Origin of the sequence: Hyphococcus lacteus, assembly GCF_041058985.1 — a bacterium.
Classification (GTDB): domain Bacteria; phylum Pseudomonadota; class Alphaproteobacteria; order Caulobacterales; family Parvularculaceae; genus Hyphococcus; species Hyphococcus lacteus.
On record NZ_JBEHZE010000001.1, the window covers coordinates 76,003 to 102,554 of the forward strand.

The window sequence follows — 26,552 nt, forward strand, 5'->3', positions numbered from 1 at the left end:
ATAAGAACGCGATGACTGACGACTTTGTTCAAACAGGTCAAACCTTTACGGGCGGTGACAATGCCTATTGCCCGCTTGAGCGTCGGCGCCGGGGCCCTGCTGCATTGGCGGTGGCCCTGTCGGTAATGGTCGCTGGTGGCGGTTTTCTGATCTATTCGGCCGCCTCGATTCCCGAAGAAGCAACGCAACTCGCGATTGAAACGCCAAGCCCGGCCGAAATTGCCGCCGAAGACCAATTCGCGGCCGTGACGCCAACAGCAAACAAAATCCCGCCCGCAGGTGCTGGCGCGCGTAAGCCTGAAAACTCCCAAGACGCTATTGATGCTGCGCTTGCCGAATCCCGTGCGGCCCGGGCCATGGTCACCCCCACTAGCAACCCAACCGGCGCTGAACCTCGGGGGTTGTTGCCACGCGTCAAACCAACCGAAGTCGCCAAAATCGCCGCCGCCGCAGATAACCGTGCGAAATCCGTTCCCGCCCCAGTCGCTGCCACGCCAGCAGAACCCACAGCGATTGCGAACCCCAGTCCGATGCGCCTTGGTGGTCTTGAGGTCGCCAGCGACACCGATGCACCGCCCGCATTTTTCTTTGCAGCCGACATCGAACCCGTTGTCATTACACGGACGATGCCCGTCCTTGCCTTTGCGTCTGATATTTCGCGCGCGCCCCAAGAGATCCGCATCAAGATCAACAAAGGTGAGAATTTTGTTGATGCACTGAAACGCGCTGGTGTCAGTGGTGCTGACGCCAACACTGCGGCTTATGCTTTTGGTAAACATCAAGATTTGCGCCGCCTCCGGCCTGGCCAAGAAATGGCGATGACCCTTGCTTGGCCAAACCAAACCCTTTTCCAACTGGCGTCCCAAAACGATGCCCCCGAAGCGCGATTGATGAACCTCGAATTTCGTGCTGATCCGGAAAACCGGATCGTTGTTCAGCGCGAGCTTTCTGGCGAGATGGTTGCCGAGAAACATATTATTCCGTTGACCACACGGGTGATGTCGATTGCTGGTCAAATCAACGGCAGTCTTTATATGTCGGCCAAATCGGTCGGCGCGCCAGACGAAGTTATCGCCAATCTGGCTGACGCTTTTGCCTATGATGTTGACTTCCAACGCGAGATTTTTGGCGGCGATGAATTCGAAGCGATTTTCGAGGTCCGGTATGATGATATGGGCCGACTTGTCTCCGCTGGTGACATCCTTTTTGCGCGCCTGAAATGGCGGGGCCGGTCGCGCGAAAAAGGCTATTACCGTTTTGCAGATGATGACGAGCGCGGCGATTTTTATGACGCGACGGGACAAAGCGCGAAACGGCTTTTGATGAAAACGCCAATCGATGGCGCGCGGCTTTCTTCTGGGTTTGGCACGCGCAAACACCCGATTCTGGGTTATCGGCGCGCTCATAAAGGCGTTGATTTTGCGGCACCGCGCGGCACCCCGATCAAAGCGGCGGGGGATGGCACCGTTCTTCGCGCTAATCGCTATGGCAGCTTTGGGAACTACGTCAAAATTCGCCACGCCAATGGCTATGAAACTGCTTACGCACATCTCAAAGGGTTTGCGCGCGGTATGCGCGCCGGCAAGCGCGTCCGACAGGGCGACATCATTGCTTATGTGGGCACAACTGGCCGTTCGACGGGTCCGCATCTTCATTACGAAGTCCACCTCAATGGATCAGCCGTAAATCCGCAGCGTCTTAAAATCGCGACGGGCAAACAGCTAAAGGGTGCGGCGCTTACGCGCTTTAAAGCCGAACGTGACCGGATCAACGCCATGCGTATGCCTGTTGAGGAACGCGATGCGCTTTATGCGCGCGAGACGGTGGCGGCCCAAGGCGCGCTCTAGGACAGCTGTTCATTTTTGATTTATCTGGATCGCACACGTAATTCACCTCTTGCTAATGACAGATGCAATTTACCCCCGTCCCGAAAGGCGGGGATGAAATTTAATGAAATAAATTTCAGCGAAACCACTTGCGTCACCCGGTGGTTGTAAAACCCGCGCCGGATTAACCCGACCTTTAGCGCTACGTGTTTATCCTTCCCCTATATCTGGGGGAATATGACTGCGTTTCGAAACATCCTGAACGTTCTGGCACCGATCGCATTTATCGCGGGGCTGGCCCATCTTATTTTTCAACTGATGACGCATTGGTCGATGATCGCACCCAATAGCCAACTGATATGGCTGGCAGGGCAAAGCTGGACCATTGGCGCATCGCCCTATCAAGCGGACCTTGCATGGCAGCCAATGCCCGCATGGATGCCCATCGCGAGTTTTCTTTCGTTGATGGATCCGCTCTTGGCATCGCGGGTGTTGATGGTTGTGACCACCGGGCTATTGCTCGGGGCAAGTGCGCTCAACGTATCGGCGTTCTATTCATTCAAAGATCGAACGATTCTGGTTTCGGAAAATAAGCTGACGGATTTCTTTCGTAGTCAGCCGCCTGTCATTTTGTTCTTTTTCCACGTCAGCTTTGTAGCGCTTAGTCAATCCGCTGCGTTTGGCCTACAACTAGGTGGTGCGCCTGCCCTCGTTTATTTTGGCGCGAGTTTATTGATCCGGTCTGCCATCGGTAAACGTGAACTTTCGTGCGGTGCAAGCCTTTGCATTTTGTTCTTTGTACCCACGGTTGCAATTCTAACCGTGCCTGCGCTTGCACTTTCCGCCTATGGTCGCCGCGTCATCGCGTTGGGTGTCTTACTCACATTTATCATCTCCGCACCGGCACTGGCGATTACCCCCGCACCCGACATGATTAGTGCTATCATCAATAGCCACCAAAACCTTCCGGAATATTCGACCGGCCTTCGGCACTTTATGTTTTTGGTGGGCGCACCAGACCTCGGCACAATATTCTATACGCTGCTAGCATTAACCGTGACCTGCGCGGTTGGTCTAACCGGTCGCAACAGCAATCCGCGATTAAAAACCATTGATAATCTTATGGCAGCGCTCGCGGTGATGATGGTCGTTGCACCGCTTGAGCCCGCTTACTTCTTATTGGTCGGCAGTATTCTTTTGTATGGTGCCGGCCTTCGGCCACCACTTGGGGCCATCGCATTGTTTGCCGCACTCTTGTTTTGGCGCGGCAGCAATTTCCCGGGGCTTCCCATCTCCGATGTGCACGCCACGACGAGTTTTTATGTCAGCGTTGGTGCCCTCATTCTCGCGCTGACTTTACTCCTCAGCAGTATCAATGCCCCTCGCCCGTCTCATCGTTCATCTTCTCACCCCATGGCGCGGGCGGCGATTTCACGGACTGCGTAAGGTCAAATTCTGCTCTGAATGTTCGATTTTCGCGAAATAATTCGTAGGCAAATTGATCATCACTCAGCTCAATCGCCCATGTGTTCGTCACGGCTGCTGTCAGCCCTTCTTTTTCAAATAGCGCCACCGAAAATTCATCTACCGGAAACTCAACACGGTGTCCGTCAAAACGCGCAGAATCGCCACCGTAATTTGTAACCGGATCGAGCGTGCCATCCATGTGTCGATGGATATGCTTCAGGCGTAGACCATCACCCGTTCGGGTAATGACCCAGGTGCGCGAGCGGTTGTCATCAATATGGAATGGAATGCGGATTTCGTCTTCAGAACAAGTGCGAACTTCCATCACCAACGGTGCATCAGCATAATCAGCATCCGCTGCATCGTTTGATGTGATCTCCCCGGCATATGATTTTCCGCAATGAGCGCTCAAGGTTTCAAAAAATGCATCAGCCGGAGATTGCTTGGGTGCACAACCCACAAAGATAAATGCCGTTATGAAGAGCAGAATTCGCATAGGATCTTGCCTTTATTGTTATGGCCAACCAGGAAAGCTTTCGACAAATTCCACCTTAATGTCTGGAAAGCTATTCACATACTGAATTTTCAAATCGGGAAAACTATCGACAAATTCCCACTCGCCACAGTTGTCTGGAAAGCTCGAAACAACTTTGACTTTGAGATCAGGAAAGCTCGAAACCTGTTCTACCTTTATGTCGGGGAAGCTTTCGACAATTTGCACACGCCCATTAAGCGGAAAGCCGTTCCACAAACATGCATCATGATCATAACCATCTTCCGCCAGAGCGCTATTGCCTGACATCAAGAACGCCAGACCCGCATAGATTGCGCATCGAATATGTAATCGCTCCGTCATGTGATGATTTTAGGCAACAAAATACCGCGACACCAGCCACATAGCCCCCAAAAAGGGCCGAGATTGTTGACTCTCGCCGGAAAGGCCCTTACCTCCGGCATCGCAATGTTGCAATGCAGCGCGCGCAATCGGTCGAAATCCCTGAGGAATCAAAATTCACAGGAACTCGGTCCCACGATAAGACGCCAGCGCAATACCCATCGCGACCGCGCCCCACCCGGCGCAAATTGCCAGATGACGCATCGCTTCCATGGCGGAAGAGCGGGGCGTTGAAATCAACCCCGCCGATGTGACGAAAAAGACTGGATAATTTCGAGACCCTGAACCGGCGAATAACCGGCTCCCCTCTTGCAATACCAGCAATAAATATAAACGGAGACTGAATGTCCTTTGCCGAACTCGGCCTATCGCCGAAACTCCTCGAAGCTATCACTGCGGCTGGCTACGAGAACCCAACCCCAATTCAAAAAGAAGCCATTCCACCTGCGCTAGAGGGCCGAGATGTTCTTGGTATCGCGCAAACTGGAACGGGCAAGACCGCATCATTTACATTGCCAATGATTGACCGGCTGGCCAAGGGCCGCGCCAAGGCGCGCATGCCGCGATCACTTGTTCTGGCCCCGACCCGCGAATTAGCCGCGCAGGTCGCTGAAAATTTTGAAAAATATGGCGTCAACCACAAGCTATCCATGGCGCTTCTGATCGGTGGTGTGTCGTTTGGTGATCAGGACGCAAAATTAACCCGCGGCGTTGATGTGTTGATCGCAACGCCAGGCCGCCTGATAGATCACTTTGAGCGCGGGCGTTTGTTGCTCAACGGAATCGAAGTCATGGTAATCGACGAAGCTGACCGGATGCTTGATATGGGCTTTATTCCCGATATCGAGAAAATCTTTAAGCTCACACCAATGACGCGCCAGACATTATTTTTCTCGGCGACGATGCCACCAGAAATTCAGCGCATCACAGACCAATTCCTTCATGCGCCTGCGTTCGTTGAAGTCGCTAAACCCGCGACCACAGCCGAAACGATTACTCAGCGCATCGTAAAACTCCCTACCCGCGATGACAAACTCAAACGCAATGTGTTGCGCGAGTTGATTACCGCCGATGATGTGAAAAACGGCATCATTTTTTGCAATCGCAAATCCACCGTCGATATCGTTGCAAAATCGCTTCAAAAGCACGGCTTCAACGCGCGCCCCATTCATGGCGATCTTGCACAAGCCTTCCGTATGGAAACGCTAGACAAGTTCCGCAACGACGAAGTCCAGTTCCTTGTTGCCTCTGACGTGGCAGCACGCGGTCTTGATATTCCTGCGGTAAGCCATGTGTTCAATTATGATGTGCCCATTCATGCGGATGATTATGTCCACCGCATTGGCCGCACCGGTCGCGCCGGCAAGAAAGGCGCAGCGATGATGTTGATCACCCCTTCGGACGATAAGCATTACGACCAGATCTTGAAAACAATCGCACAGTCAGAAATCGAAGCCTTGGATTTCACGAAATTTTTTGAAGAAAATCCGGTTACTGACAAGCGACGCGGCAAGTCAAAAGCCGAACCACGCGGATCAAAGCGTTCTTCGCGGAGTGCTGAAAAGCGCGGCGACAAATCAACTGAGAAACAGGCCGAAAACCCGGCGGACGCCGATCAACAGCCCGAAATTGCTGAGGCTACTGATGGCAACGAGCAATCATCTCAAACGGATAAAAAGCGCGAGCCCAATCGTGCCCCACGCCGGAATAGCCGCAATGATTCAAAGTCATCCCGTCGCCGCGAAACATCACCAACACCAGTGGTCGGCTTGGGCGACCATGTTCCCGCATTTATCCTGCGCGAAGTCGCACGTTAATACACTGTTAACCTACGCCTAAGGTTCTTGCTAAACGCACAATGCGCGCGGCGGTCTTAGTCTTTATTTTACTGTACTGACCTAGTTTTTCCTCAGGGGAGAACCCTCATGATGAGGAACGATAGGGCAGTATGACGGTAAGAATTGACGACACGCATCGTTTCGCGGAAATGGCATTGGCAGCACTGAGAGCGACCGGCCTTTGCGCGACACCACGAAATTACGAACTTTGGTATGCGCATGCGGAGGGAAAAAACCCCGCGCTCTCTGCGCATATACAAAAAGCGATGGATGAAACCGGCAAGGTCAGTCAGGAAAAAGCCGACGCGCTTTATGACCAGCTCGTCCAGCATGACGACATATCAAATGATGTCATCAATCTTGTCACGCGCTTCCACACAGAAGTGACCGACCTTTGGGATATCGTCGAAAAGTCAGGTGAAAGCGCGAGTGGGCACAATGAAAAATTGACCAGCCTTAGCGCTCAACTACGCGAATCCACGAACAATTACCCGGCCGTTGGTACCCTTCTCGAAGGTGTGCTTTCAGTCACAAAAAATATGATGTCGGAAAATGCAAACCTCGAAAACAGGCTTGCGGCCTCCGCCGAAGAGGTAAGTAACCTTCAACGCGATGTGGAGGCCATTCAGGCCGAGGCCATGCGCGATGCCCTCACCGGGATTGCGAACCGTGCTACCTTTGACCGTTCGCTAGACAAACACATGACCGAAGCGGGCGAGGCAAAAGAACCTTTGGCACTTGTACTGAGCGACATCGATCATTTCAAAAAATTCAACGACACTTGGGGCCACCAAACCGGAGATCAGGTCTTACGATTTGTTGCCGATGTGATGACCGCCAATGTGAAGGGCAAAGATCTTCTCGCGCGTTATGGTGGTGAAGAGTTTGCAATCGTGCTGCCGGGTACGACGCTTAAAAATGCGCACATGCTTGCTGATCGTATCCGCACGGCCGTTGAATCACGGCGATTACGCAAACGTCGAACCGACGAAGACTTGGGCGTTGTAACAATGTCTATGGGTGTTGCTCTTCTTAAAGAAGGTGAGACGATGGAAATGCTCATAGAGCGTGCCGATAATTGTCTTTACGCGGCGAAAAATAGTGGGCGCAACCGAGTTATCGACGAAAAAGAATTCAGTGAAATGCCGCAAGAAAGGCAAAAAGGCGTCGCATAGGCGCGCCTTTACCCTTCTTCATTCACCAAGTCGCCGCAAAAGAAAATCACGTGCTTCGTTGATCTTTGCGGCTAAATAATCTGTCCCCCCCTTATCGGGGTGAAGTTGCGCGATTAACTTTCGGTGGGCGGTTCTGATTTCTTCTGCCCCCGCCTCAGCCTTAAGGCCAAGCACTGAGAGTGCTTCATCTTCGGTCATTGTCCGTGCCGGCACTTTTCGGCTCGGTGGTGTTTCATCCAGCCCGGCTTCGTTGCCGCGCCATGCCTCAATGGCCGCAACACCAACCGCTGCGATAAGCACCATGAATGCGAGTGGCCATAATTTTGCGGCCAGCAGTGCACCACTAAGCGCGAGCCAAGCGATTACTTTTAAGGTGGTCATATTGCGCTTGCCGCCTTTTTGGGTGTTACCCGCAAGACGAAACAACAGCCATCCGGCCGCACCAATCGCAACGATCAAGGCAAGAGCACCAATCAACATAGTGATAGCATAACCGCATCCCTACTGACTGGCGATTACAATCAATCTGATGGCCCGATCGGCTAGGCCGCCGCAGCCTCTTTGGCGGGTGCCGAAGCTTCACCGGCAGGAAGATTGAGGGTTGCAACCAAGGACCGAATTTCCAGCCTCGCCGTCACGTGGCTCATGGTTGAAAGCCGCACTGGCGAATCTACACCACCGAGATCGAGCAGCGTTAGCCCGATCGGGAACAATTCGCGATAGATCACCCGGTCGCCAAAACCGCGCGCGAGGCGAAAACCAATTCGCGAAGACAGCTCTTCGAGCTTGTCACCCATCGTTTTCTTATTGCGGGCCCGGGTTGCGGAAAGGCGGTTCCGCATGACGACCCAATCAATGCCACCCGGCACACCAGACATCGCCCGATGCTTTCGCGCGGTCCAGACCATTTCGCTATAAAGGCTTGGCCCTGTGACTTTATTGGTTTCGGGATCGATCCGCGCCAAGAGGTCGAAATCAACGAAGCTATCGTTAAGCGGCGTGATAATCGTATCGGCATGAAGGTGGGCAAGACGCGACAAATGGGTGTTTGCACCGGGACAATCGATCACCACGAAGTCACATTCATCAAGGGTGCCCAGCGCTTCCTGAAGGTTCGCGGTTTCCTGTGCCTGAGACTCCGTCCGGCTGTCTACACTCGATGGCTTAACCTCTGCCATAACCGGAAGATCAAGTTCTTTTCCTTTGATTTCACTGAATTTTTTTCTATTTTCGATATATCGCGTGAGACTGCCCTGGCGAATATCGAGATCGACCGCACCGACCTTTTTGCCGGACTTCATAAGCGCCACAATCACGTGCATCGCGGTTGTGGACTTACCTGATCCACCTTTTTCATTCCCTAGCACTATTACGTGTGTCATCTCAAAATCCGCTATTGGCACGGTTGGCCAATTTTCATGAAACTTGCTTACCGATGGGAAACGACTCCCCTCGTATAACGAGTGTGAGACGATTCTGGTGCTTATGGCGATAGTGGTTAATTGCGTACTTTCTGTGATGGTGATGCTTCTGGCAATCACCACAGCGCATGCGGATATGGGCCTTGCGCCATTGCGTCAGGTCCTCACCGCGGAACACCCACGGGCGGCGTTCACCGTATCTAACGCCTCAGAGCATATTATGGACGGACGCGTCACCTGGGTCGATCTCTCTGCGACCGATATTGGATACGCCCCAGCTACGCCCACCGCCCGCGCGGAAATGAGCGCTGCACCCTATTTGATGGTTTCACCTGCGCAGTTTCGCCTGAAACCCGGCGAGCGAATGCTGGTCGATGTTTGGATAAAAGACGGTGTCACTATTCCTAACGGCGAAAAGCGGTCGCATTTGCTGATCGAAACCGAGGCTTCCCGCACCCCGATCAGAAAGGCCAGTAACAGCGGTCTTCAAATTGATGTGGGGCTTGGGATTTCCGCACCGGTTATGCTGCGCAATGGCGGCGAGGCAAAAGCCAAAATTACCGAAACCAAATTGTTGCGCGATGATGCCGGCTTATTAATGTTGGAAACGACCATTGAGCCGCGCGGCACGGTTTCTACCTTTGGCAGGATGCTGGTGCGCTTTACGCCAAAAGGCGCACCAACACGCGAGTTAGGCCGACGCGAAAATGTTGCGGGTTTTATTGACGCAACCGAACGCAAAGTCACCATACCGTTCGGCTTTGTCGCATTAGATGCCGGCGAGCTAGAGCTGCGTTACGAAGGCGATGCAGAGTTTGACGGGGTATTGTTTGATCGGCGCGTCTTTGATATCGCACCGCCTAAATAACTCAATGGGTAATGCCGCCAGTTCACCCCTGCCCTTCGGCCAAGGATAAACGATCGCCCTCAAATCCGGTTACGGAACAAAACAGTCCCCGCGATTTAAGCTGCAAACAAAGCGCTTCGGCCTTGTCACGCGAGGCAAAACCCCCACCCACAAGCCGGACAAACTTTCCTTTTCCTTTAACGGAAACGCTTTCAACACGCGGTTCTAACAACCCAAGTTCTTCGGGGTTTTCACGCTGTAACTGTCGCCATCCAGCGCGCGCTTCTTCGGGTTTGCGATAAGATGCCAGATGAACACCAAACAAAACACTTTCTGTTTTGATGTCACCTTCGGCTTCATTCTCAAACACGGTTTCATTTGAGGCGAATGTTGGTTGCACGAGACGTGGTGAGGTTTCGACCGGCACTTCACTCTGCGCGAGTGCGGGCGACGGCGCGTCATCAACCACCGCCTGTTGCTTTGGCGGTTCTTTCTTCTCAGCCACGTCTGGCTTTGGCGTCGGAACCGTTGTTTCTGCGCTCTCAGCGGCAGCAAGGCGATCTTTATCCCGCTGAAGCGCCAAAACCTCATTGGAAAGTCTCGCATTTTGCGACTTTAATCGTGTAACTTCCGCTTCGAGTGAAGCCACCTTTTGCAAGGCGGCTTGCTGGTCCGCGACGCTCGCATCGACCAACGGTGACCTATCTGGCGTTGAGGCGCACGCGGAAAGCGTCGCAAAAATCAGCGCAAGACCAACGTTTTTCAACGACGGAAAGGGCTTGGAAAATCTCGGTGACGGGATCGATTTATAGAACGCTGACACTATCGGCCTCTCCTGCAAAAGCCCCCGATTCGACCTTATCATAGCCCCCCGCGCCAGGTCATCCAATCCTTTGAAATAGTTTTAGGAAAGTTTCAAGACCACCACTAGCCACCGGCACCTGCGGCTTGGTTTTGGTCAAAATCCATCAATGTAAACCGCAATGGCGCATCGGCATTATCTTTTTCGATCAATCCCACATGATAAAAACGTGCAGACCCACCAGCCATTAGCCCCGCAGAATAGCCCAGAATTTCTTCGATACCGTCATTGTCAAAATCAGCATTGGCAAGTTCGGTCAGAAAAACGGTCTGATCACCGATATTAATTTCCCAACGATAATCGTCGGCCCGCGACACTGAAATCGACTCGGCCAGATTGCGCACCTCCCCCATTCGCATCGTAGGGGCAAGGCCCGCAACTTCTTCATCGGTAGGGGAACCATTCGAGAAAAATTGTGTTGATGCCTTTTGCGCTTCAAACAAGGCTGTCAACACGCCACATGCGCGCTTAAAATATCCCTCGCGGCGCATATCGCGCGATGTCATCGCGAACCAACCATCAAACATATATTCGCGATACTGACGGCAGGTCGTTGCATCCTCGGGCGTAATGCTGGCGTCACTTGGGTGCGTGAGACGAACAGAGACGTTGGCACCGTCTTGATTGACCAATGGTTTATCTAATAAGTCGTAGATTTCTTTTCGGTTATAACACCGCGCATCAGCGCCCTTAAAAAGCTGTAAATCTGCTTTCAGGCAAAGTGAATATTGATCGGCCTCTTTGGTGGCTTCTTCAGTACTGTTATTGTTAAGTATTGGCGGCGTGATAACCGCAATACCAGCCGCCCCGACGGCCCCTGCGCCCATCGCAATCGTTTTTACTGTTGGCATTATAAAAGCCCCAATTCTGCCAGTTTGCGCCCAAGTTCAGGGGGTGGCCCCTTCCGCCCCTTGCCCTTTTTCAAATCCGCTGGCGCGTCCTCTGCGGTGAGATAACGCCAACCTTGAAACGCTCTGCGCGGTTGCGCTTCGGTTAAAACATAACCCGGATCAAGCATAATCGCAGTGCGCCGGATATCATCTGTCCCCGTCTGTTTATTAAAACCGACGATAGGTTGGCGCGCAAGAATAACCCCTTTTATAACCCAATAGATCGAACCACCGGCAAGCAATTCTGATTCTCGCCGTGGGTGCATCCGCGTCACATGATCATGAACCCTGCCAATACCAGCGGCCTCATTCACGCGCACGCGATGTTCGATCCGCGCGATTAAATCATCTATTGCTTCAGCCCCGACACAGAGTTTTACGAGATTAAGGGCTTTCATGCTTTCCTGTCACATCCACGCTTGTTTCGTGGATGGATGTAAGTGCTATTCGGCGACGCGCAACTGGGCGAGGTCTCGCGCACGTTGTCGCTTGAGGTCGTGACGCGCAGAACGCTTCACAAGGATATAAAGGATGAAATAACACATGGCCGCGCCGATCGCTGAAATCCAGATGGGCAGGCTTTCAAAAATCGTCGTAAAGCGCTCATAGCTAAGGCCCATCGCTTCGGCGAGACCGGGCGCTTCTTGCCCGACAAGCAAGATCGCACCAATACCCGTCATCACAAAGGCCAAAAGCCCCGCAAGAAGTGCCCCAACGGTAACGCCCATATCGGCGCGTTCTTCGGCCTTCGAGATAATCATTTTTGTAGGCTCACCAGAAAGCGCCTGCGTTGCCGCAAACAACGCACGTGTACGTGCCGCGCGCTCCTCTGGTGCCAGTGCCCTGTTCGCATCGTCTTTCAGGCTATCGAAATCGACTAATGGCTTTGCACTATAGACACGATCCGAAACATATTCCGGTTCACATTCAGCGGCGGGATGAACGTCAGAAGTCGGAACAACCAATGCCGCATCTGTTGGCATCAAGAACAAAGATTTTTCGGCCGCGCGGCGACGTACCAATCCATCAAGCGTGACCAGTTCATTATTTACGTATGCCTTAGTCCAATATTCGAACGCGTTCGCAGCACCAAGCTTATCGCCAGCGTTGAGCTTGCGCAGAGCCGTCGAGCGCTTCCAATTATCTTCACCAATATTGAAAATGAGCGAAACAACCGCGTCATGCTCGTTTTGGTTCAGCGGTGCCCGAACTGTATCGGTGATTAATTGTTCGATTGGTCGCACGTCATCTTTAAGGAGACGTTCGGCATCCCCCTCTGTGACACTCATGCCGTGGCGCGCTGAACCTGTATGACCATAGCCGACGGTCCACTCCTCTGTCGGTGCGTAATGCGCCGACATACGAAGCCCCTCGTACCCTTTGATCAGATTAAGACCGGTCTCTCCCGTCCGCATCAGCCCGCAGACCCCCTCTAGACTACTGTTCCCACCAGAGTTCGCCGCTTCGCATCAAACTAGCGAAATCCACGGCTCCCCCCACGAATTTACCGTTAACGATTCTTATCATGTTAGGGCTGAATTGGGTAGATGCACCACCGCGATCATGCACCGGCCGCAAAAAAAATGCGTCGGATCGGCACAGTTTTGCCGCACATCCTTGGCAAAATGCCCCTATCTGGGATGCGCCCAATTTAGCCAATTCAGCCTAAGTCATTGAATTGAAATAGGTTATATAAAAACCAGCCAACTTCGCGTGCGCTATTTTCTGGCACAGAAATTGGGAGTATCGCTCACAGAGCCAATCGCCCTCTGCTGAATTCGCCATAATGGCGTTATGAATGGCATAAGCGGGGGCGTGGCGTTTGAGGTGTCTTATGATGGGTAATGGGATCACGAACATCGTCGCTGCTGCGATCATTGCGCTAGCGATTTTGTTCACAGGTGGGTTTGGCGGCGACCAAGCAAGCTCCACTGGTATGAGCGACGAAGAATTCGCGGCGTGGTATGCGCGAGCCGTCGGTGACATTCGCAATGACATTGTAGTCAACTGCGGTTGCTGTGGTGAAGGCGAGCGGAAGGTCACCAAAGAGGCTTTTTAGCACCCCGCCCGGTTCCTACGCGGCTTGCCGGTTACAATCCGGTCAAGCCAGCCGAGCCGAGGCGGGTTCCGACAGAAACGCCTGTTGCGCCGCCAGTGAACCCGGTTGTCAACGAGACGCTGTATCCACCAATTCAGCCGCTATTCCTGCCGGACTGGCCGCGTCAGCCACCGGTCCTTATACCGCCAGTGGTCATCCCACCCGTCACGCCCCCTTGTGACGAAGATGATGAAGATTGCGAACCACCCACAGAACCGCCGGTCGATGCTCCAGAACCCGGTTTACTGATTATTTTGATGCTGGGCGGTGTGATGCTTTATTGGCAGCGGCGTAAAATTCAGCACACCACATAAAAGCGACTAGCTTGCCGCCGGTAACAATACCGCGGCGGCAAGCCCCAAAAAGACAAAAAACCCGACAATATCAGTGATAGTCGTAACAAACACCGCAGAAGCAACCGCGGGATCGGCCCCCGCGCGTTGAAGCCCAATCGGCACCAAAATCCCAGCAAGACCAGCCGCCAACAAATTAATGATCATGGCTACACCAACAACGATCCCTAAACGGATGGCTTCGTTTTCTGTGCCCCAGCCGCTTGCAAAATACCAAACACCCGCAAGCATGCCCATGATCACCGCAAAAATAACACCGTTCAAAAACCCAACCGTGGCTTCGCGAAAGACAACACGCGCAGCGTTTGTCGCGGTCAAATCTTTGGTTGCCAATGATCGCACAACAACCGTTAGTGTCTGCGTGCCCGCATTGCCGCCCATCGACGCAACAATCGGCATCAAAACGGCCAGCGCAACAATCTGACCGATGGCTGCATCAAAAAGCGCAATCACCAAAGACGCCATGATTGCCGTACCTAAATTAATCGCAAGCCAAGAAAAGCGAGACCGCACGGTCTCGATCACCGTGTCGGATAGACCCGTGTCGGCCTCAACACCACCAAGCGCAAGCATATCTTCGTGGGTTTCTTCGCGGACCATTTCGACCACATCGTCCACCGTGATCATCCCAATCAATCGATCAGCATCATCAACCACTGGCGTCGAGATCAGATTATATTGTTCAAAGAGATACGCGACCTCTTCTTGGTCCATAGTGACCGGCACCAACCGCATATCACGGCTATTCATCAAATCTTCGATGACCGTTTCGCGTGATGCCTTTAAAAGCGTCGAAAGAGGCACGGACCCGACCGGTTTGAAAGCGGGATCAACTACAAACACTTCGTAGAATCGGTCGGGAAGTTCCTCGGCGCTACGCATCCGGTCGATGATCTGACCAACAGTCCAAAACGCAGGTGACGCAAAGAATTCCCGCTGCATCAGGCGGCCGGCACTCTCCTCTTCAAAGTCGAGTGCCGCGCGCAACGCTAGCCGATCTTCGATTGGCGCGAGCGCCAGAATTTCTGCCTGTTTTTCTTCGTCGAGGTCTTCGAGCAGAAAAGTCGCGTCATCAGTGTCAAGCTCGACAACCGCCTCAGCGACCTTTGATGGCTCCATTGCATCGATGACTTCTTCGAGGAGATCGCCATCAAGCTCCGCGAGAACATCAGATGGGATCGCCCCACCCATGAGCCGGATCAGAGATTCGCGCTCGTCATCGCGCAATAGGCCCATAAGGTCGGCAAAGTCAGCCGCGTGAAGCTCTTCGGTCAGTCCCTTAAAGGTTTCAGCGTCTTCGGCGTCCAACGCGTCAACAACCGAGCGCACGAATTCCGTCGACAGCGTGCGGTCGTCCGCAAACTGAGCGTCGTCTTCCGGTTCTTCCGGGCGCAACTCGTTCTCGGCGGGCGCGATTTCGCTCATAGACAGCCCTCGCCTCTTATACCTATGGAAAAGATTAATTGGGGTCTTGCTAGGATAGCCTATTCACGATGGCAAGGGCAGTCGGTGACGAAAATATTTCTTAACGCGACGATACCGGGTCAGTCAGTGAAATTGAAAATGCCACTAACAATGATTGCTGCCGTCACCGCCCAAAAGATCACCGCTATCTTCGTTGCGAGCCACGCCTTGGCACCGATATTGGGCGTCACCGGTGCGCCGGGATCAGCCCCTTCGACACCGTCGTCAGGTGCTTCCCATCGGCCTTGAATATCGCGCGGCAGAACAGCGAGAAAAACCACCCACCACCAAACGATATAAATGACGATTGCGCCTGCGGGATTCATTATTCGATCCTATGTATCTGGGTGATGACGATAGGACGCTTGCCCCAAACATCATCAAAATAAACGCGAACAGCGCGTTTCACCGCCAGCGAGACGGCTTCGTCATCTTTGCGCTTGGTCTTTGGTAGCGCAAATAATGCCTCTTCGATATCCCCCGACAGGTCCGACATATCGTCGCTTTCTTCTATCGTCGAGACAATACCGACCCCATCAATCGCGACGTCATCAACGAGTTCTGCCCGTTCAAATACAACCGAGACCACCAGTACCCCCGCATAGGAGAGCTTTCGACGTTCGCGGATTGGCGGCGCGCCATCAGGCAATAAAGTATCGCCATCAAGGAAAATTCGCCCCGCAGGCACCACTTCAATACGTTCCGGGCCTTCGGGCGCGATGCGGATCAGATCACCGTTCCGCGGCGCAAAACTGCGCTTAGTGCCCAGCTCCAGAGCAAATTTAGCATGTTCTTCGAGATGGCGAGCTTCACCATGCACCGGGATCGAGATTTCCGGGCGTGCCCAGTCATACATAGCACGCAACTCTTCACGACACGGATGACCAGAAACATGGATGAATTCGTCTTTCTCGGTGATGATTTTCACACCAAGTTCGACCAGGTCGTTCTGGAGGTTATAAATCTCACGGTCATTGCCGGGTATAATCTTGGACGAGAAAATGACTGTATCCCCCGCCGACAAGGTCAAGTCGCGGTGATCATTCCGCGCGATCCGTGAAAGCGCGGCCCGCGGTTCGCCTTGGCTTCCGGTACAAAGATAAAGAACGTGCTGGCGCGGTAAAAACCCTGCATCACGCGGCTCTACAAACCGCAGCCCTTCGGGCAGAATACCCGTCTCGCGCGCGGCGTCGACGATACGCAACATAGACCGCCCCAACAAACACACGCTGCGATCTGCGGCCATCGCCGCTTCACAAATGGAAACAACCCGCGAAACATTAGATGCGAAAGTCGTGACTGCGACACGTCCCTCTTGCTTTGCGATCAGCTTGGTCAGTGATTCACGCACCGCCGATTCTGATCCGGACTCGCCAGACGATAATACATTGGTCGAATCACAAACCATCGCCATCAAGCCATCATCGCCCAATTTTTTGATGATTTCAGAATCAGTGACCGGCCCCAATGTCGGCGCTTTATCGATCTTCCAATCGCCCGTGTGCAACACATCCCCTAGCTCTGTTCGCAAGATGATACCGCTTGGCTCAGGGATTGAATGGGTCAACGTTACATATTCAATATCAAACGGGCCGATCTGAAAACGCGCATTCATGTCGATGACATTCAATTCAACATCGTGCTCGCCATACTCCTCCAGCTTTCGCGCGACCAACGCAGCGGTAAACGGCGTCGCATAAACCGGACAGCCAAGCTTTGGCGCAAGCAAAGCAACAGCACCAATATGGTCTTCGTGGCCATGGGTCAGCAGCAATCCATTGAGCGCTTCTTTTTCTTCGAGAATATATGCCGGGTCAGGACAAATTAGATCAATACCCGGCGTCGACAGGTCCCCAAACATGACGCCGCAATCAATCATGATCCATTGACGGTTGGCCGGCGTGCCGAACCCATAAAGGTTCATGTTCATACCGATCTCGCCGGAACCACCGAGCGGAAGAAAGACGAGTTCTTTTTTCGACATCTAATTTACATCCGCATTTTGCGCGCGGGCAGCTTTAATGCGCTTATGTATTTCAAGAAGACCACGAATAGTCAGATCATGATCAAAAACATCAATGGCTTTCGTTTGACCTTCAAAGAGCGACGCGATACCGCCTGTCGCCACAACCTTGATAGATTGTCCGTACTCAATCTTTATCTTTTCAATCAGGCCCTCAATCAAACAGATATAACCCCAATAAACGCCAGTCTGCATTGCGCCCACTGTATCTGTACCAATAATTTTTTCAGGCTTTTCAATAGCGATACGCGGCAGACGCGCGGCAGCTTCATGAAGGGCTTGCATCGAAAGGTTAATCCCCGGCGCTAGCACCCCGCCCTCAAACGCACCATCCGCGCCGACAATATCGAAATTGGTCGCCGTACCACTATCGACCACGATCAACGGCCCACCATGGGCAGTGAACGCGCCGACGGCATTGACCAGTCGGTCGGCGCCCGCCTCAGACGGTTTCGTGATCCGCACTTCCAGACCGGGAACGTTATCATGACCAATCACAAAAGGTTCGCGCTCAAAATAACGGCGCGAAAGATTGCGCAAATGAAACAGCGATTGCGGCACCACAGTTGAGATTATGCACTCACTCACGTCTGAGAGTTGATAATCAGCCATGCCCATCAATTGCGATAACCAGACCGCATATTCATCAGCAGTTCTGACGGTGGATGTCGATGAACGCCATTGCGCGACGGGTTTCTCGCCGTCGAACAGCGCGATAACAGAGTTTGTGTTGCCGACATCAATCGCAAGCAGCATTGGCAATTCCTATTCGTAACTATCGGCGGGGCCCAAAGAAGACCTCACCGGCTGTAATAATCCGCTTTCCCGCGCCAGAGCGCAATATCAGCGCACCATTATCATCAATGCCGTTAAATGTGCCTGAAAGCGTTTCATTAGGCAGGCGAACCGTAATCTCAGTGCCGATTCCTACAGCCCTGTCGGTCCAGCGATTTTTAATCGATGGAAATCCCGTCGCGCGCCACTCGCGGTATAGTGTCCAGAAATGATGGTCCAGACGCGCGCAAAGCTGTGCTGGTTCCGGCGGTGCATCCGTGAAATCCATCATGCGGGCAGTTTTATATTCGAGCCCGCCGGGCGCATTCACGATATTTACGCCAATCCCAATCGCGAGATAGTCATCAAGATTTTCAAGCAAGATTCCTGCGCATTTCGCGCCGCCTAACAACACATCATTAGGCCACTTCAATTGGATGCGTTCGGCGTCAATAAATTCATCAAGCGTGAACGCAAGCGTAAGCGCTACAATAAACGAAAGCTGACCACGATGTTCAACGGGACCATCTGGCCGAAACAAAAGTGTGCCGGCAAAATCGCCGGTGCGCTGTTTCCAATCACGCCCGCGACGGCCATACCCCGCCGTTTGTTTTAGAGCAACAAACCAGCGAGGCTCAGCCATGCTTTTTTCAGCACGGCGCTTTGCCTCTAGGCTGGTTGAGTCAAGACTATCATAAAGTTCGAACGCGGTGCCAGATGGAAACCGGGTCACGCGTTAGAAAAGCGATGCGGCGGCATGCCCCGCAGCGCTGGAAAGTGGGCCCATAAAAATAGTCAGAACAGGGAACATCAAAATCGCCGAACCCCAAGCCGCAACTTTCAAAATTGATCCGCTGTCACGTTCAAACGCCGGTACAGGCTCATCAAACCACATGAACCAAACGATCCGAAGATAGTAGAACGCGGAAACCGCACTCAAGACCGCGCCCGCCACAGCAAGCCAGATTAAGCCCGCATCAACAGCCGCAATAAACACAAACCACTTTCCAAAGAAACCGGCTGTCGGCGGAACACCCGCCAGCGAGAACATGAGCACCGTCATGATCACGGCCATTGGCATGTTGGTTCGTGAAAGGCCCGAAAGGTCGGAAACATTTTCGGTCATGCCACCACGACGACGCATCATGAGAATGATCGCAAACGTACCAATCGTCATGGCCATATAGATCGCCATGTAAATTAGAACAGAACCAACACCGTCATTGGTGCCCGCCGCAAGGCCAATCAACGCATAGCCCATATGGCCAATCGAAGAATACGCCATCAGACGTTTGATATTGGTCTGCGCAATAGCCGAAAATGCACCAATGGCCATCGACGCCAACGCGATTAATGCAATCACCGGTTGCCAATCAACAACGACATCAAGGAATGAACTTGTTAGCAAGCGGGTGAACAATGCCATCGCCGCTAGTTTTGGTGCCGCAGAGAAGAAGGCCGTAACCGGCGTGGGTGCGCCCTCATACACATCAGGCGTCCACATATGAAACGGTGCTGCTGAAACCTTAAACGCGAGGCCTGAAATCATGAAAACAAGACCAATGATCAGGCCATAGTTTTCCGATGACAAAGCGGCAATCCGCGCGATTTCTGAGAACGTTGTAGCCCCTGTAAAGCCGTAAACCAGCGATGCACCATAGAGCAGCAAAGCAGACGACAACGCACCAAGAACGAAATATTTCAACCCGGCTTCTGTTGAGCGGCGGCTGTCACGGTTGAACGCAGCCAGAATATAAAGTGCCAGGCTTTGCGTTTCGATGCCCATGTAAAGCGAAATAAGATCGGTCGCAGACACCATCAGCGACATACCGAATGCCGCAAGCACAATCAGCACAGGAAATTCAAACCGGCCTTTTTGCTCGTTCGCCAAATAGCGCTCCGACATAAGGATAGCGATTGCCGCAGAACCAAAGATCAACACTTTGCAGAAGTCAGCGAACGCATCAATTCGGAACGCACCATCAAACAGCGACGCGGCCGGCGCACCCGGTGCAAAAAGCACAAGCAGAATTGCAGCAACCAATAAAAGGACCGCACCCAGCGAAATCTGCTTTGCAGATTTATCACCGATGAAAACACCCGCGATCAGTAGTGCCATTGACCCAATCGCCAACAGCAATTCCGGATACGCAAAGGAAAGGGTTTCAGCGAGGCCCATTAGTTTCCTCCGCCAGCGGCGAGCGCTGCATCGTAATTTTCAATCAACAAATCAACAGCCGGGCTGAACACGGACAATGCCGGCCCTGGGTTGAAACCGAGATAAAGTGTGAATGCCATCAGCACGCCGAGCATGATCAACTCGCGTCGGTTCACATCGGCAATATTCATTAACGCTTCTTTTGTCAGCTCTCCGAAGATGACCTGACGATAGAGCCGCAACGCATACGCCGCAGAAAGAATGACCCCAAACGCCGCGAAGAACGCAATCCAGCTATTGACTTTGAACGCACCCGTCATCGCAAGAATCTCGCCGACGAAGCCGCTGGTACCCGGTAGGCCCACATTCCCCATCGTAAAGAACAGGAACAAAAATGCGTAAATCGGCATCCGATGGACAAGGCCGCCATAGGCAGCAATCTCTCGCGTGTGCATCCGGTCATAAACAACGCCGACACAAAGAAACAGCGCACCAGAGATAAAGCCATGTGAAAGCATCTGAAATAGACCGCCCTCAATCCCCTGCTTCGTGCCGGTAAAGATACCCATGGTCACAAAGCCCATATGCGCAACCGATGAATAGGCAATCAGTTTTTTGATGTCTTCCTGCGCCAGCGCCACAAGCGAGGTGTAAATGATCGCTATGATCGAAAGCGCATAAACCAGCGGCGCAAAGTCAAAGCTGGCGATCGGGAACATCGGCAAGGAGAAACGAAGGAAGCCATAGCCGCCCATTTTCAAAAGGATCGCCGCCAGTACGACGGAGCCCGCCGTCGGGGCCTGAACGTGTGCATCGGGCAGCCAAGTATGGACCGGCCACATCGGCATCTTCACCGCAAAGGATGCGAAGAAGGCAAGCCACAACCATTTCTGTGCCCCGGCTGCGAAATCAAAATTCTGAAGGCTTGGGATATCCGTTGTACCAGCTTGCCCATACATCCACGCCATCGCAACGAGCAGCAACAATGAACCAAGCAACGTATAAAGGAAGAACTTGAGCGACGCATAAATCCGGCTCGGCATAGAAACGCCCGCGAACTCTTTTGTGCCCTTCGATCCCCAAACGCCGATGATCAAGAACATCGGGATCAAGCTGCCCTCAAAGAAGAAGTAGAACAAAAACAAATCGAGCGCACAGAACACGCCAATCATCAAGGTCTCAAGGATCAGGAATGCGATCATATATTCCGCAACGCGGTTTTTGATCGAGTCCCACGATGCCCAGATACAAATCGGCATAAAGAACGTGGTCAACAAAACGAACAGAATCGAAATTCCGTCCACGCCCATTTTATAGCTGATGCCACTTCCGATCCATGACACTTTTTCAACGAGCTGATAGCCCGCGATTGTTGGATCATAGAGCGCATAAACACCGAGCGAGATGACAAACGTACCAATCGTAAAGACCAGTGCGATAATTCTCGCATTGCGTTCGACATTTTCAAGATCACGGCCAACGATAACGCCATCATCGCTTTTGCGTGCCATCAACTGAGCCGCGACAATAAACAATGCACCAACGAGCGGCGCGAATGTCAGCATGGATAACCAAGGCTGGTTGGCGAAACTTTCAGTAATCACTGGCCGCCCCCTGCCCGAACGAGAATGTAAGTTACGAACACGGCGATACCGATAAGCATCGCGAACGCGTAATGATAAACATAGCCACTCTGCATTTTTACGATCCGGCGTGCGCCAATCGCGACCACATTCGCAATACCGTCGGGGCCGACACCGTCAATGGTTTTACCGTCACCGTCTTTCCAAAGGAAACGCCCGAAACGAAGCGCCGGTTTGACAATCAAGTAGTCATAAATTTCGTCGAAATACCATTTGTTCTTCAAGAAGGCATAGATCATGCCGCCCTCTCGCAAGAGCCCGGGCCGCAATGGATCGCCGCGCAGATAATGGAATGCGGCAGCACCCGTCCCCGTCAACATCGCAAATAACGGTGCCCAGAGAACCCATGTCGGCACGTGATGTCCGCCATCGTCGCCATGCGACTCAGCTGCATCATCGCCGTGACTTTCATCAGCATGCGACGCTTCGGCCCCATGATCATCGGCAGCAAGCGCAGCAACCTCAGCCGCATTCAAATGATCGGCAGAACTTACCACTTCTTCGTGGTGGGCGTCGGCCTTGTAGATAGCGCCGTTCCAGAACGCTTCGGACTTATCGCCCATGAAGTTCGGGAAGAACACGATACCAGCGAGCAACGCACCAATCGCAAGCGGAATTAGCGGCATCATCATCGCATCAGGCACGGCATGCGGATGCTTGCGGACATGTTCAGGTGCGCGCGATGGCCCCCAGAACGTCAAGAAAATCAAGCGCCATGAATAGAACGCCGTCATCACCGCCGCGAGCATACCAAGCGTAAAGGCGAAATAGCCAAACGCTTTGCCCGCTTCACCGCCGAAAAATGCCGCTTCTAGGATCATGTCTTTTGAAACAAAACCAGCGGTGCCGAACGGCGCACCAAAAACCATCAATCCCGGAATACCAACGCCGGTAATCGCAATCGTGCCGATAATCATCAAAATATGGGTGAATGGCATCAGCTCTTTGACGCCGCCCATTTTTTTGATGTCCTGTTCGTGATGCATCCCAATGATAACCGCACCAGAACCAAGGAACAGCAGCGCCTTAAAAAATGCGTGTGTAAACAGGTGGAACATCGCTGCGTCATACGCGCCAACGCCAGCAGCAAAAAACATATAGCCAAGCTGCGAACAGGTCGAATATGCAACGATTTTTTTGATGTCGTCTTGAAGAAGGCCAACGGTCGCCGCAAAGAACGCGGTAATCGCACCGACAAGCGTAATCATCGCCGCTGCGTTTGGCGCATATTCATAAATGACGGACGCGCGGCATACGAGGAACACACCAGCGGTCACCATGGTCGCGGCGTGGATAAGCGCGGAAACCGGTGTCGGACCTTCCATCGCATCGGGCAACCAAGTGTGAAGAAGGAACTGCGCCGATTTACCCATCGCGCCGATGAACAACAAAATCCCGATGACGGTTAGAGCATGAAATGACTGACCAAGGAACGTGATTGTCAGTTCCTGAATTGGTGCCCCGACGGTGCGTCCAAAGGGGATAACCTCCGCATTTGCAGCAACGGCGGAAAAAACGTCGTCAAATTGGATCGAGCCAAAAACGTAAAAGACACACATGATCCCAAGCGCGAAACCAAAGTCGCCAACGCGGTTGACCACAAATGCTTTGATCGCCGCCGCATTCGCCGATTTTTTCTTGAACCAGAAACCAATAAGCAAATATGACGCGAGGCCCACACCCTCCCAACCGAAGAAAAGCTGGAGGAAGTTGTCAGCTGTCACCAAGGTCAACATCGCAAAGGTAAAGAGCGAAAGATACGCAAAAAACCGCGACTGCTCGCCATAGTCCTTCATGTACCCCATGGAATACCAATGAACGAGGAATGACACCGAGTTCACCACCACCAGCATGATCGCGGAAAGTGTATCAAGGCGAACCGCCCAGTTTGCTTTGAACGCGCCCGACCCAACCCACTCAAACAACGTAATCGTGCGCGCATTACCGCCGAGCGCAACGTCAAAAAACAGCGTCCACGCGATCAACGCCGTAATCAACAAAAGCCCCGTCGTCAGAAGCTCGGCCGCACGCGTGCCGAATGCGCGGCCGACCGGCATCGCAAGCATGGCCCCGAAAAGCGGAAGGAGAACAACAAAGGGCTCAAAGGTCATTGTGATCAGTTCTTCATCAAGTTGGCGTCTTCGACGGCGATATCGCCACGATTGCGGAAATACGCGACAAGGACAGCAAGACCGACCGCAGCTTCAGCAGCAGCAACCGTCAGTACCATGAACGCAAAAACCTGGCCCGTAAGGTCCCCAAGAAATTGCGAGAATGCCACGAGATTAATGTTCACCGAAAGCAACATCAGTTCGAGCGACATCAAAATAACGATGACATTTTTCCGGTTCAGAAAAATGCCCGCCATACCGATCGCAAATAAGATTGCAGCGACGATGAGATAATGGCTAAGACCAATTGCTGCCATTTTAAGAAACCTTCCTCATGACAAGCCCTGTCCCGACTGGATGTCCACCAGCTCAACACCGTCGTCGCGTGTACGCGCGACCTGTGCGGCGGCATCTTGTTTTTTGATCCCTTCACGGGTGCGGAATGTGAGAATGATCGCCCCGATCATCGCCACCAAAAGAACGATGCCAGCGATCTGAAAGTAATGGACGTAGTCAGTATAAAGGATCAGCCCCAGTGCCTCGATGTTCGTCGGGCCGTTCGGGTCAGCAACCGTTTGCGCAACGGTCGGCGAAGGGTGCGCCCGCGCCAGATCTGCCTCGGATGGAAACACCCACACAGACACAACCAGAATAAGCTCGACCACGACAATACCGGCGAGCACCACGCCATAAGGCAAATATTGCAAAAACCCCTGCTTCAACTCGACGAAATCAACGTCGAGCATCATCACGACAAACAGGAATAAAACCGCGACCGCGCCCACATAAACAACGACCAGCACCATCGCGAGATATTCAGCCCCCATCAGCACGAAGAGCCCCGATGCGGCGATAAACGCACTAATCAAGAATAGAACCGAATGAACTGGGTTCTTTGACGCGATGACCATTACCGCAGAGGCAATGACAGCGACGGCGAAGATATAAAAGGCGGCGACTGCAATCATAAGGTTTCGCGGCGTAGCGTCCGTTCAGCTTAAGGGTCAAGTTGATGAATGGTCGGCAGAATGGAAAATTTCCGACCGGTTGGCGGTCCTTCTAGCGGTATGGGGCGTCAAGTTCTAGGTTTTTGGCGATTTCTCTTTCCCAGCGATCGCCATTAGCAAGCAACCGGTCTTTATCGTAGAAAAGCTCTTCTCGGGTCTCGGTCGCGAACTCAAAATTTGGCCCCTCGACAATCGCATCCACCGGGCAAGCTTCCTGACAGAAGCCACAGTAAATGCACTTGGTCATGTCGATGTCATAGCGCGTCGTGCGTCGTGAACCATCATCGCGCGGTTCGGCCTCAATCGTGATCGCTTGAGCCGGGCAAATCGCCTCGCAAAGCTTACAGGCGATGCAGCGTTCTTCGCCATTTGGATAGCGGCGCAAAACATGTTCGCCGCGAAAACGCGGGCTAAGCGGACCTTTTTCAAACGGATAGTTCAGCGTCGGTTTTGGCCGCACGTAATATTTCATCGCCAAAACAAATGCTTTGAGGAAATCCTTTAGCAAAAAGCCGTTTAGCGCCTGTCCAACACGCGACATTAGTATCTCCAGCTCTGGAACCAGTCTTCAAGCCCAGGGATCGCGAGCATCAGCCCGGCGACCAGAACAACCCACAAAAGCGAGAAAGGCAGGAAGAATTTCCAACCGATCCGCATAAGTTGGTCATAGCGGTAGCGCGGTACGATGGCTTTCACCATAGCGAAGAAAAAGAAGAAAAAGACGATTTTCAAGCAGAACCAGAAAACCGGTACGGCCTCTAGCGGAGCCCACGGGATGGGCGAATGCCAACCGCCAAAGAACAAAATGGTCAACATCGCGCACATCAACAGGATGTTCGCCAGCTCGCCGATCATAAACAAAAGGAACAAGGTCGAGGAATATTCGACCTGATAGCCGGCAACCAGTTCTGATTCAGCCTCGGGCAAATCAAACGGCGGTCGATTGGTCTCGGCCAGTGCCGAAATAAAGAACACAATAAACATTGGAAATAGCGGGATGAAATGCCAATTCAAAATCCCCCACCCGCGCGACTGGCTTTCGACAATATCCGAAAGATTCAAAGAGCCAACCAAAAGCAGAACCGAGATGATCACAAAGCCGATTGAGACCTCGTAGGAAACCATCTGCGCGGCCGAGCGTAGAGAGCCGAGGAAGGCGTATTTCGAGTTGGAGGCCCAACCACCCATGATGACCCCGTAAACGCCCAGCGACGAGATAGCGAAGAGATAGAGGATGCCCACATTGATGTCGGCACCAACCATGCCCGGCCCCACCGGAATGACGGCCCACCCCACAAGCGCTAAAATGAACGTAATCATCGGCGCGAGGATAAAGACGACTTTATTGACCCCTGATGGGATCAAGATCTCTTTGAAAACGAATTTCAGCAAATCCGCGAAAGATTGGAGCAAACCAAATGGGCCAACGACGTTCGGCCCTTTGCGCATTTGAACCGCCGCCCAAACCTTGCGGTCGAAATACATCAGGAAGGCCTGCGCGAGCAGCAAGGTCACAATTAGCGCCAACGCCTGAATGACTGTTGGCACAAGCCAGCCAACCCAGCCCTGATCCGCGGGACGGGTCGACAAAAATTCCCAGATATTGGTCAGCATTTCCATGGGCCCGCGTCATAATGCGGATTGCATCACTAGTCACGGGGGTAAAGGGGGCCAATCGGTCGCAATTAGGCCCTATTGGG

Annotated in this window: 27 protein-coding genes; 7 read left to right on the top strand and 20 right to left on the bottom strand. The window is 52.8% G+C overall.

Going from position 1 to position 26,552, the window contains the following annotated elements; translation table 11 throughout:
* Positions 1-11 precede the first annotated feature (11 nt).
* Positions 12-1,847: a peptidoglycan DD-metalloendopeptidase family protein gene (locus ABFZ84_RS00340; protein ID WP_369311623.1), complete on the top strand. Its 1,836-nt coding sequence runs from the start codon at positions 12-14 to the stop codon at positions 1,845-1,847.
* A 216-nt stretch (positions 1,848-2,063) separates the two neighbouring features.
* Positions 2,064-3,272: a hypothetical protein gene (locus ABFZ84_RS00345; protein WP_369311625.1), complete on the top strand. Its 1,209-nt coding sequence runs from the start codon at positions 2,064-2,066 to the stop codon at positions 3,270-3,272.
* Here ABFZ84_RS00345 and ABFZ84_RS00350 read toward each other — a convergent pair.
* Complete coding sequence (locus ABFZ84_RS00350; protein ID WP_369311627.1) at positions 3,199-3,789, bottom strand: hypothetical protein; 591 nt, start codon at positions 3,787-3,789, stop codon at positions 3,199-3,201. The genes ABFZ84_RS00345 and ABFZ84_RS00350 overlap by 74 nt on opposite strands.
* A gap of 18 nt (positions 3,790-3,807) precedes the next feature.
* On the bottom strand, positions 3,808-4,095 hold the full coding sequence (locus tag ABFZ84_RS00355) for a hypothetical protein (RefSeq protein WP_369314524.1): 288 nt from the start codon (positions 4,093-4,095) through the stop codon (positions 3,808-3,810).
* A gap of 437 nt (positions 4,096-4,532) precedes the next feature.
* On the opposite strand from ABFZ84_RS00355, the gene ABFZ84_RS00360 reads away from it, so the two are divergent.
* Both ABFZ84_RS00360 and ABFZ84_RS00365 read left to right on the top strand, forming a co-directional pair.
* Positions 4,533-6,005, top strand: coding sequence for a DEAD/DEAH box helicase (locus ABFZ84_RS00360; protein WP_369311628.1), 1,473 nt, complete (start codon positions 4,533-4,535; stop codon positions 6,003-6,005).
* A 131-nt stretch (positions 6,006-6,136) separates the two neighbouring features.
* Positions 6,137-7,201: a GGDEF domain-containing protein gene (locus ABFZ84_RS00365; RefSeq protein ID WP_369311629.1), complete on the top strand. Its 1,065-nt coding sequence runs from the start codon at positions 6,137-6,139 to the stop codon at positions 7,199-7,201.
* 18 nt (positions 7,202-7,219) lie between these two features.
* On the opposite strand, the gene ABFZ84_RS00370 is transcribed toward ABFZ84_RS00365, so the two are convergent.
* Both ABFZ84_RS00370 and ABFZ84_RS00375 read right to left on the bottom strand, forming a co-directional pair.
* Positions 7,220-7,681 (bottom strand): DnaJ domain-containing protein, encoded by a 462-nt coding sequence (locus tag ABFZ84_RS00370; protein WP_369311631.1) that lies wholly within the window; start codon positions 7,679-7,681, stop codon positions 7,220-7,222.
* Between the two features lie 62 nt (positions 7,682-7,743).
* Positions 7,744-8,583, bottom strand: coding sequence for a division plane positioning ATPase MipZ (locus ABFZ84_RS00375; RefSeq protein ID WP_369311633.1), 840 nt, complete (start codon positions 8,581-8,583; stop codon positions 7,744-7,746).
* A 103-nt stretch (positions 8,584-8,686) separates the two neighbouring features.
* On the opposite strand from ABFZ84_RS00375, the gene ABFZ84_RS00380 reads away from it, so the two are divergent.
* Positions 8,687-9,490 carry a fimbrial biogenesis chaperone gene (locus tag ABFZ84_RS00380; RefSeq protein WP_369311635.1) on the top strand — a complete coding sequence of 268 codons (804 nt, stop codon included), beginning with the start codon at positions 8,687-8,689 and terminating at the stop codon, positions 9,488-9,490.
* A 22-nt stretch (positions 9,491-9,512) separates the two neighbouring features.
* On the opposite strand, the gene ABFZ84_RS00385 is transcribed toward ABFZ84_RS00380, so the two are convergent.
* The 4 genes from ABFZ84_RS00385 to ABFZ84_RS00400 form a co-directional block, all read right to left on the bottom strand.
* A complete protein-coding gene (locus tag ABFZ84_RS00385; protein ID WP_369311637.1) occupies positions 9,513-10,292 on the bottom strand; it encodes an SPOR domain-containing protein in 780 nt (259 codons plus the stop codon).
* Between the two features lie 104 nt (positions 10,293-10,396).
* Positions 10,397-11,182 (bottom strand): hypothetical protein, encoded by a 786-nt coding sequence (locus ABFZ84_RS00390; protein ID WP_369311639.1) that lies wholly within the window; start codon positions 11,180-11,182, stop codon positions 10,397-10,399.
* On the bottom strand, positions 11,182-11,619 hold the full coding sequence (locus ABFZ84_RS00395; protein WP_369311641.1) for a DUF1489 family protein: 438 nt from the start codon (positions 11,617-11,619) through the stop codon (positions 11,182-11,184). The genes ABFZ84_RS00390 and ABFZ84_RS00395 overlap by 1 nt, the downstream gene beginning before the upstream one ends.
* Positions 11,620-11,664: 45 nt before the next feature.
* The gene (locus ABFZ84_RS00400) at positions 11,665-12,636 is read right to left on the bottom strand and encodes a lysozyme (RefSeq protein ID WP_369311643.1); all 972 of its coding nucleotides are present in this window, start codon (positions 12,634-12,636) and stop codon (positions 11,665-11,667) included.
* A gap of 419 nt (positions 12,637-13,055) precedes the next feature.
* Between ABFZ84_RS00400 and ABFZ84_RS00405 the strand changes: the two genes are divergently transcribed.
* The gene (locus ABFZ84_RS00405) at positions 13,056-13,280 is read left to right on the top strand and encodes a hypothetical protein (RefSeq protein WP_369311645.1); all 225 of its coding nucleotides are present in this window, start codon (positions 13,056-13,058) and stop codon (positions 13,278-13,280) included.
* A gap of 95 nt (positions 13,281-13,375) precedes the next feature.
* Positions 13,376-13,633 (top strand): PEP-CTERM sorting domain-containing protein, encoded by a 258-nt coding sequence (locus tag ABFZ84_RS00410; protein WP_369311647.1) that lies wholly within the window; start codon positions 13,376-13,378, stop codon positions 13,631-13,633.
* Positions 13,634-13,639: 6 nt separating this feature from the next.
* Here ABFZ84_RS00410 and mgtE read toward each other — a convergent pair whose 3' ends face one another.
* The 12 genes from mgtE to nuoH form a co-directional block, all read right to left on the bottom strand.
* Positions 13,640-15,097, bottom strand: coding sequence for a magnesium transporter (gene mgtE / locus ABFZ84_RS00415; RefSeq protein WP_369311649.1), 1,458 nt, complete (start codon positions 15,095-15,097; stop codon positions 13,640-13,642).
* Between the two features lie 119 nt (positions 15,098-15,216).
* A complete protein-coding gene (locus tag ABFZ84_RS00420) occupies positions 15,217-15,462 on the bottom strand; it encodes a DUF1467 family protein (RefSeq protein WP_369311651.1) in 246 nt (81 codons plus the stop codon).
* Positions 15,462-17,120, bottom strand: coding sequence for a ribonuclease J (locus ABFZ84_RS00425; protein WP_369311653.1), 1,659 nt, complete (start codon positions 17,118-17,120; stop codon positions 15,462-15,464). Before ABFZ84_RS00425 ends, ABFZ84_RS00420 begins: the two co-directional genes overlap by 1 nt.
* Positions 17,121-17,915 (bottom strand): type III pantothenate kinase, encoded by a 795-nt coding sequence (locus tag ABFZ84_RS00430; protein WP_369311655.1) that lies wholly within the window; start codon positions 17,913-17,915, stop codon positions 17,121-17,123.
* 19 nt (positions 17,916-17,934) lie between these two features.
* Entirely contained in the window at positions 17,935-18,666 is a 732-nt protein-coding gene (locus tag ABFZ84_RS00435) for a biotin--[acetyl-CoA-carboxylase] ligase (RefSeq protein ID WP_369311657.1), read from the bottom strand.
* Positions 18,667-18,669: 3 nt separating this feature from the next.
* Positions 18,670-20,112 carry an NADH-quinone oxidoreductase subunit NuoN gene (gene nuoN / locus ABFZ84_RS00440; RefSeq protein ID WP_369311659.1) on the bottom strand — a complete coding sequence of 481 codons (1,443 nt, stop codon included), beginning with the start codon at positions 20,110-20,112 and terminating at the stop codon, positions 18,670-18,672.
* Positions 20,112-21,695: an NADH-quinone oxidoreductase subunit M gene (locus ABFZ84_RS00445; RefSeq protein WP_369311661.1), complete on the bottom strand. Its 1,584-nt coding sequence runs from the start codon at positions 21,693-21,695 to the stop codon at positions 20,112-20,114. The genes nuoN and ABFZ84_RS00445 overlap by 1 nt, the downstream gene beginning before the upstream one ends.
* Positions 21,692-23,845, bottom strand: a complete 2,154-nt coding sequence (gene nuoL, locus ABFZ84_RS00450; RefSeq protein ID WP_369311663.1) for an NADH-quinone oxidoreductase subunit L — start codon at positions 23,843-23,845, stop codon at positions 21,692-21,694. The genes ABFZ84_RS00445 and nuoL overlap by 4 nt, the downstream gene beginning before the upstream one ends.
* Before the next feature lie 5 nt (positions 23,846-23,850).
* Positions 23,851-24,162, bottom strand: coding sequence for an NADH-quinone oxidoreductase subunit NuoK (gene nuoK / locus ABFZ84_RS00455; RefSeq protein ID WP_369311665.1), 312 nt, complete (start codon positions 24,160-24,162; stop codon positions 23,851-23,853).
* A gap of 15 nt (positions 24,163-24,177) precedes the next feature.
* Entirely contained in the window at positions 24,178-24,813 is a 636-nt protein-coding gene (locus ABFZ84_RS00460; RefSeq protein ID WP_369311667.1) for an NADH-quinone oxidoreductase subunit J, read from the bottom strand.
* A 91-nt stretch (positions 24,814-24,904) separates the two neighbouring features.
* Positions 24,905-25,393 (bottom strand): NADH-quinone oxidoreductase subunit NuoI, encoded by a 489-nt coding sequence (gene nuoI / locus ABFZ84_RS00465; RefSeq protein ID WP_369311669.1) that lies wholly within the window; start codon positions 25,391-25,393, stop codon positions 24,905-24,907.
* Positions 25,393-26,472: an NADH-quinone oxidoreductase subunit NuoH gene (gene nuoH, locus ABFZ84_RS00470; protein ID WP_407067066.1), complete on the bottom strand. Its 1,080-nt coding sequence runs from the start codon at positions 26,470-26,472 to the stop codon at positions 25,393-25,395. Before nuoH ends, nuoI begins: the two co-directional genes overlap by 1 nt.
* Between the last annotated feature and the right edge of the window lie 80 nt (positions 26,473-26,552).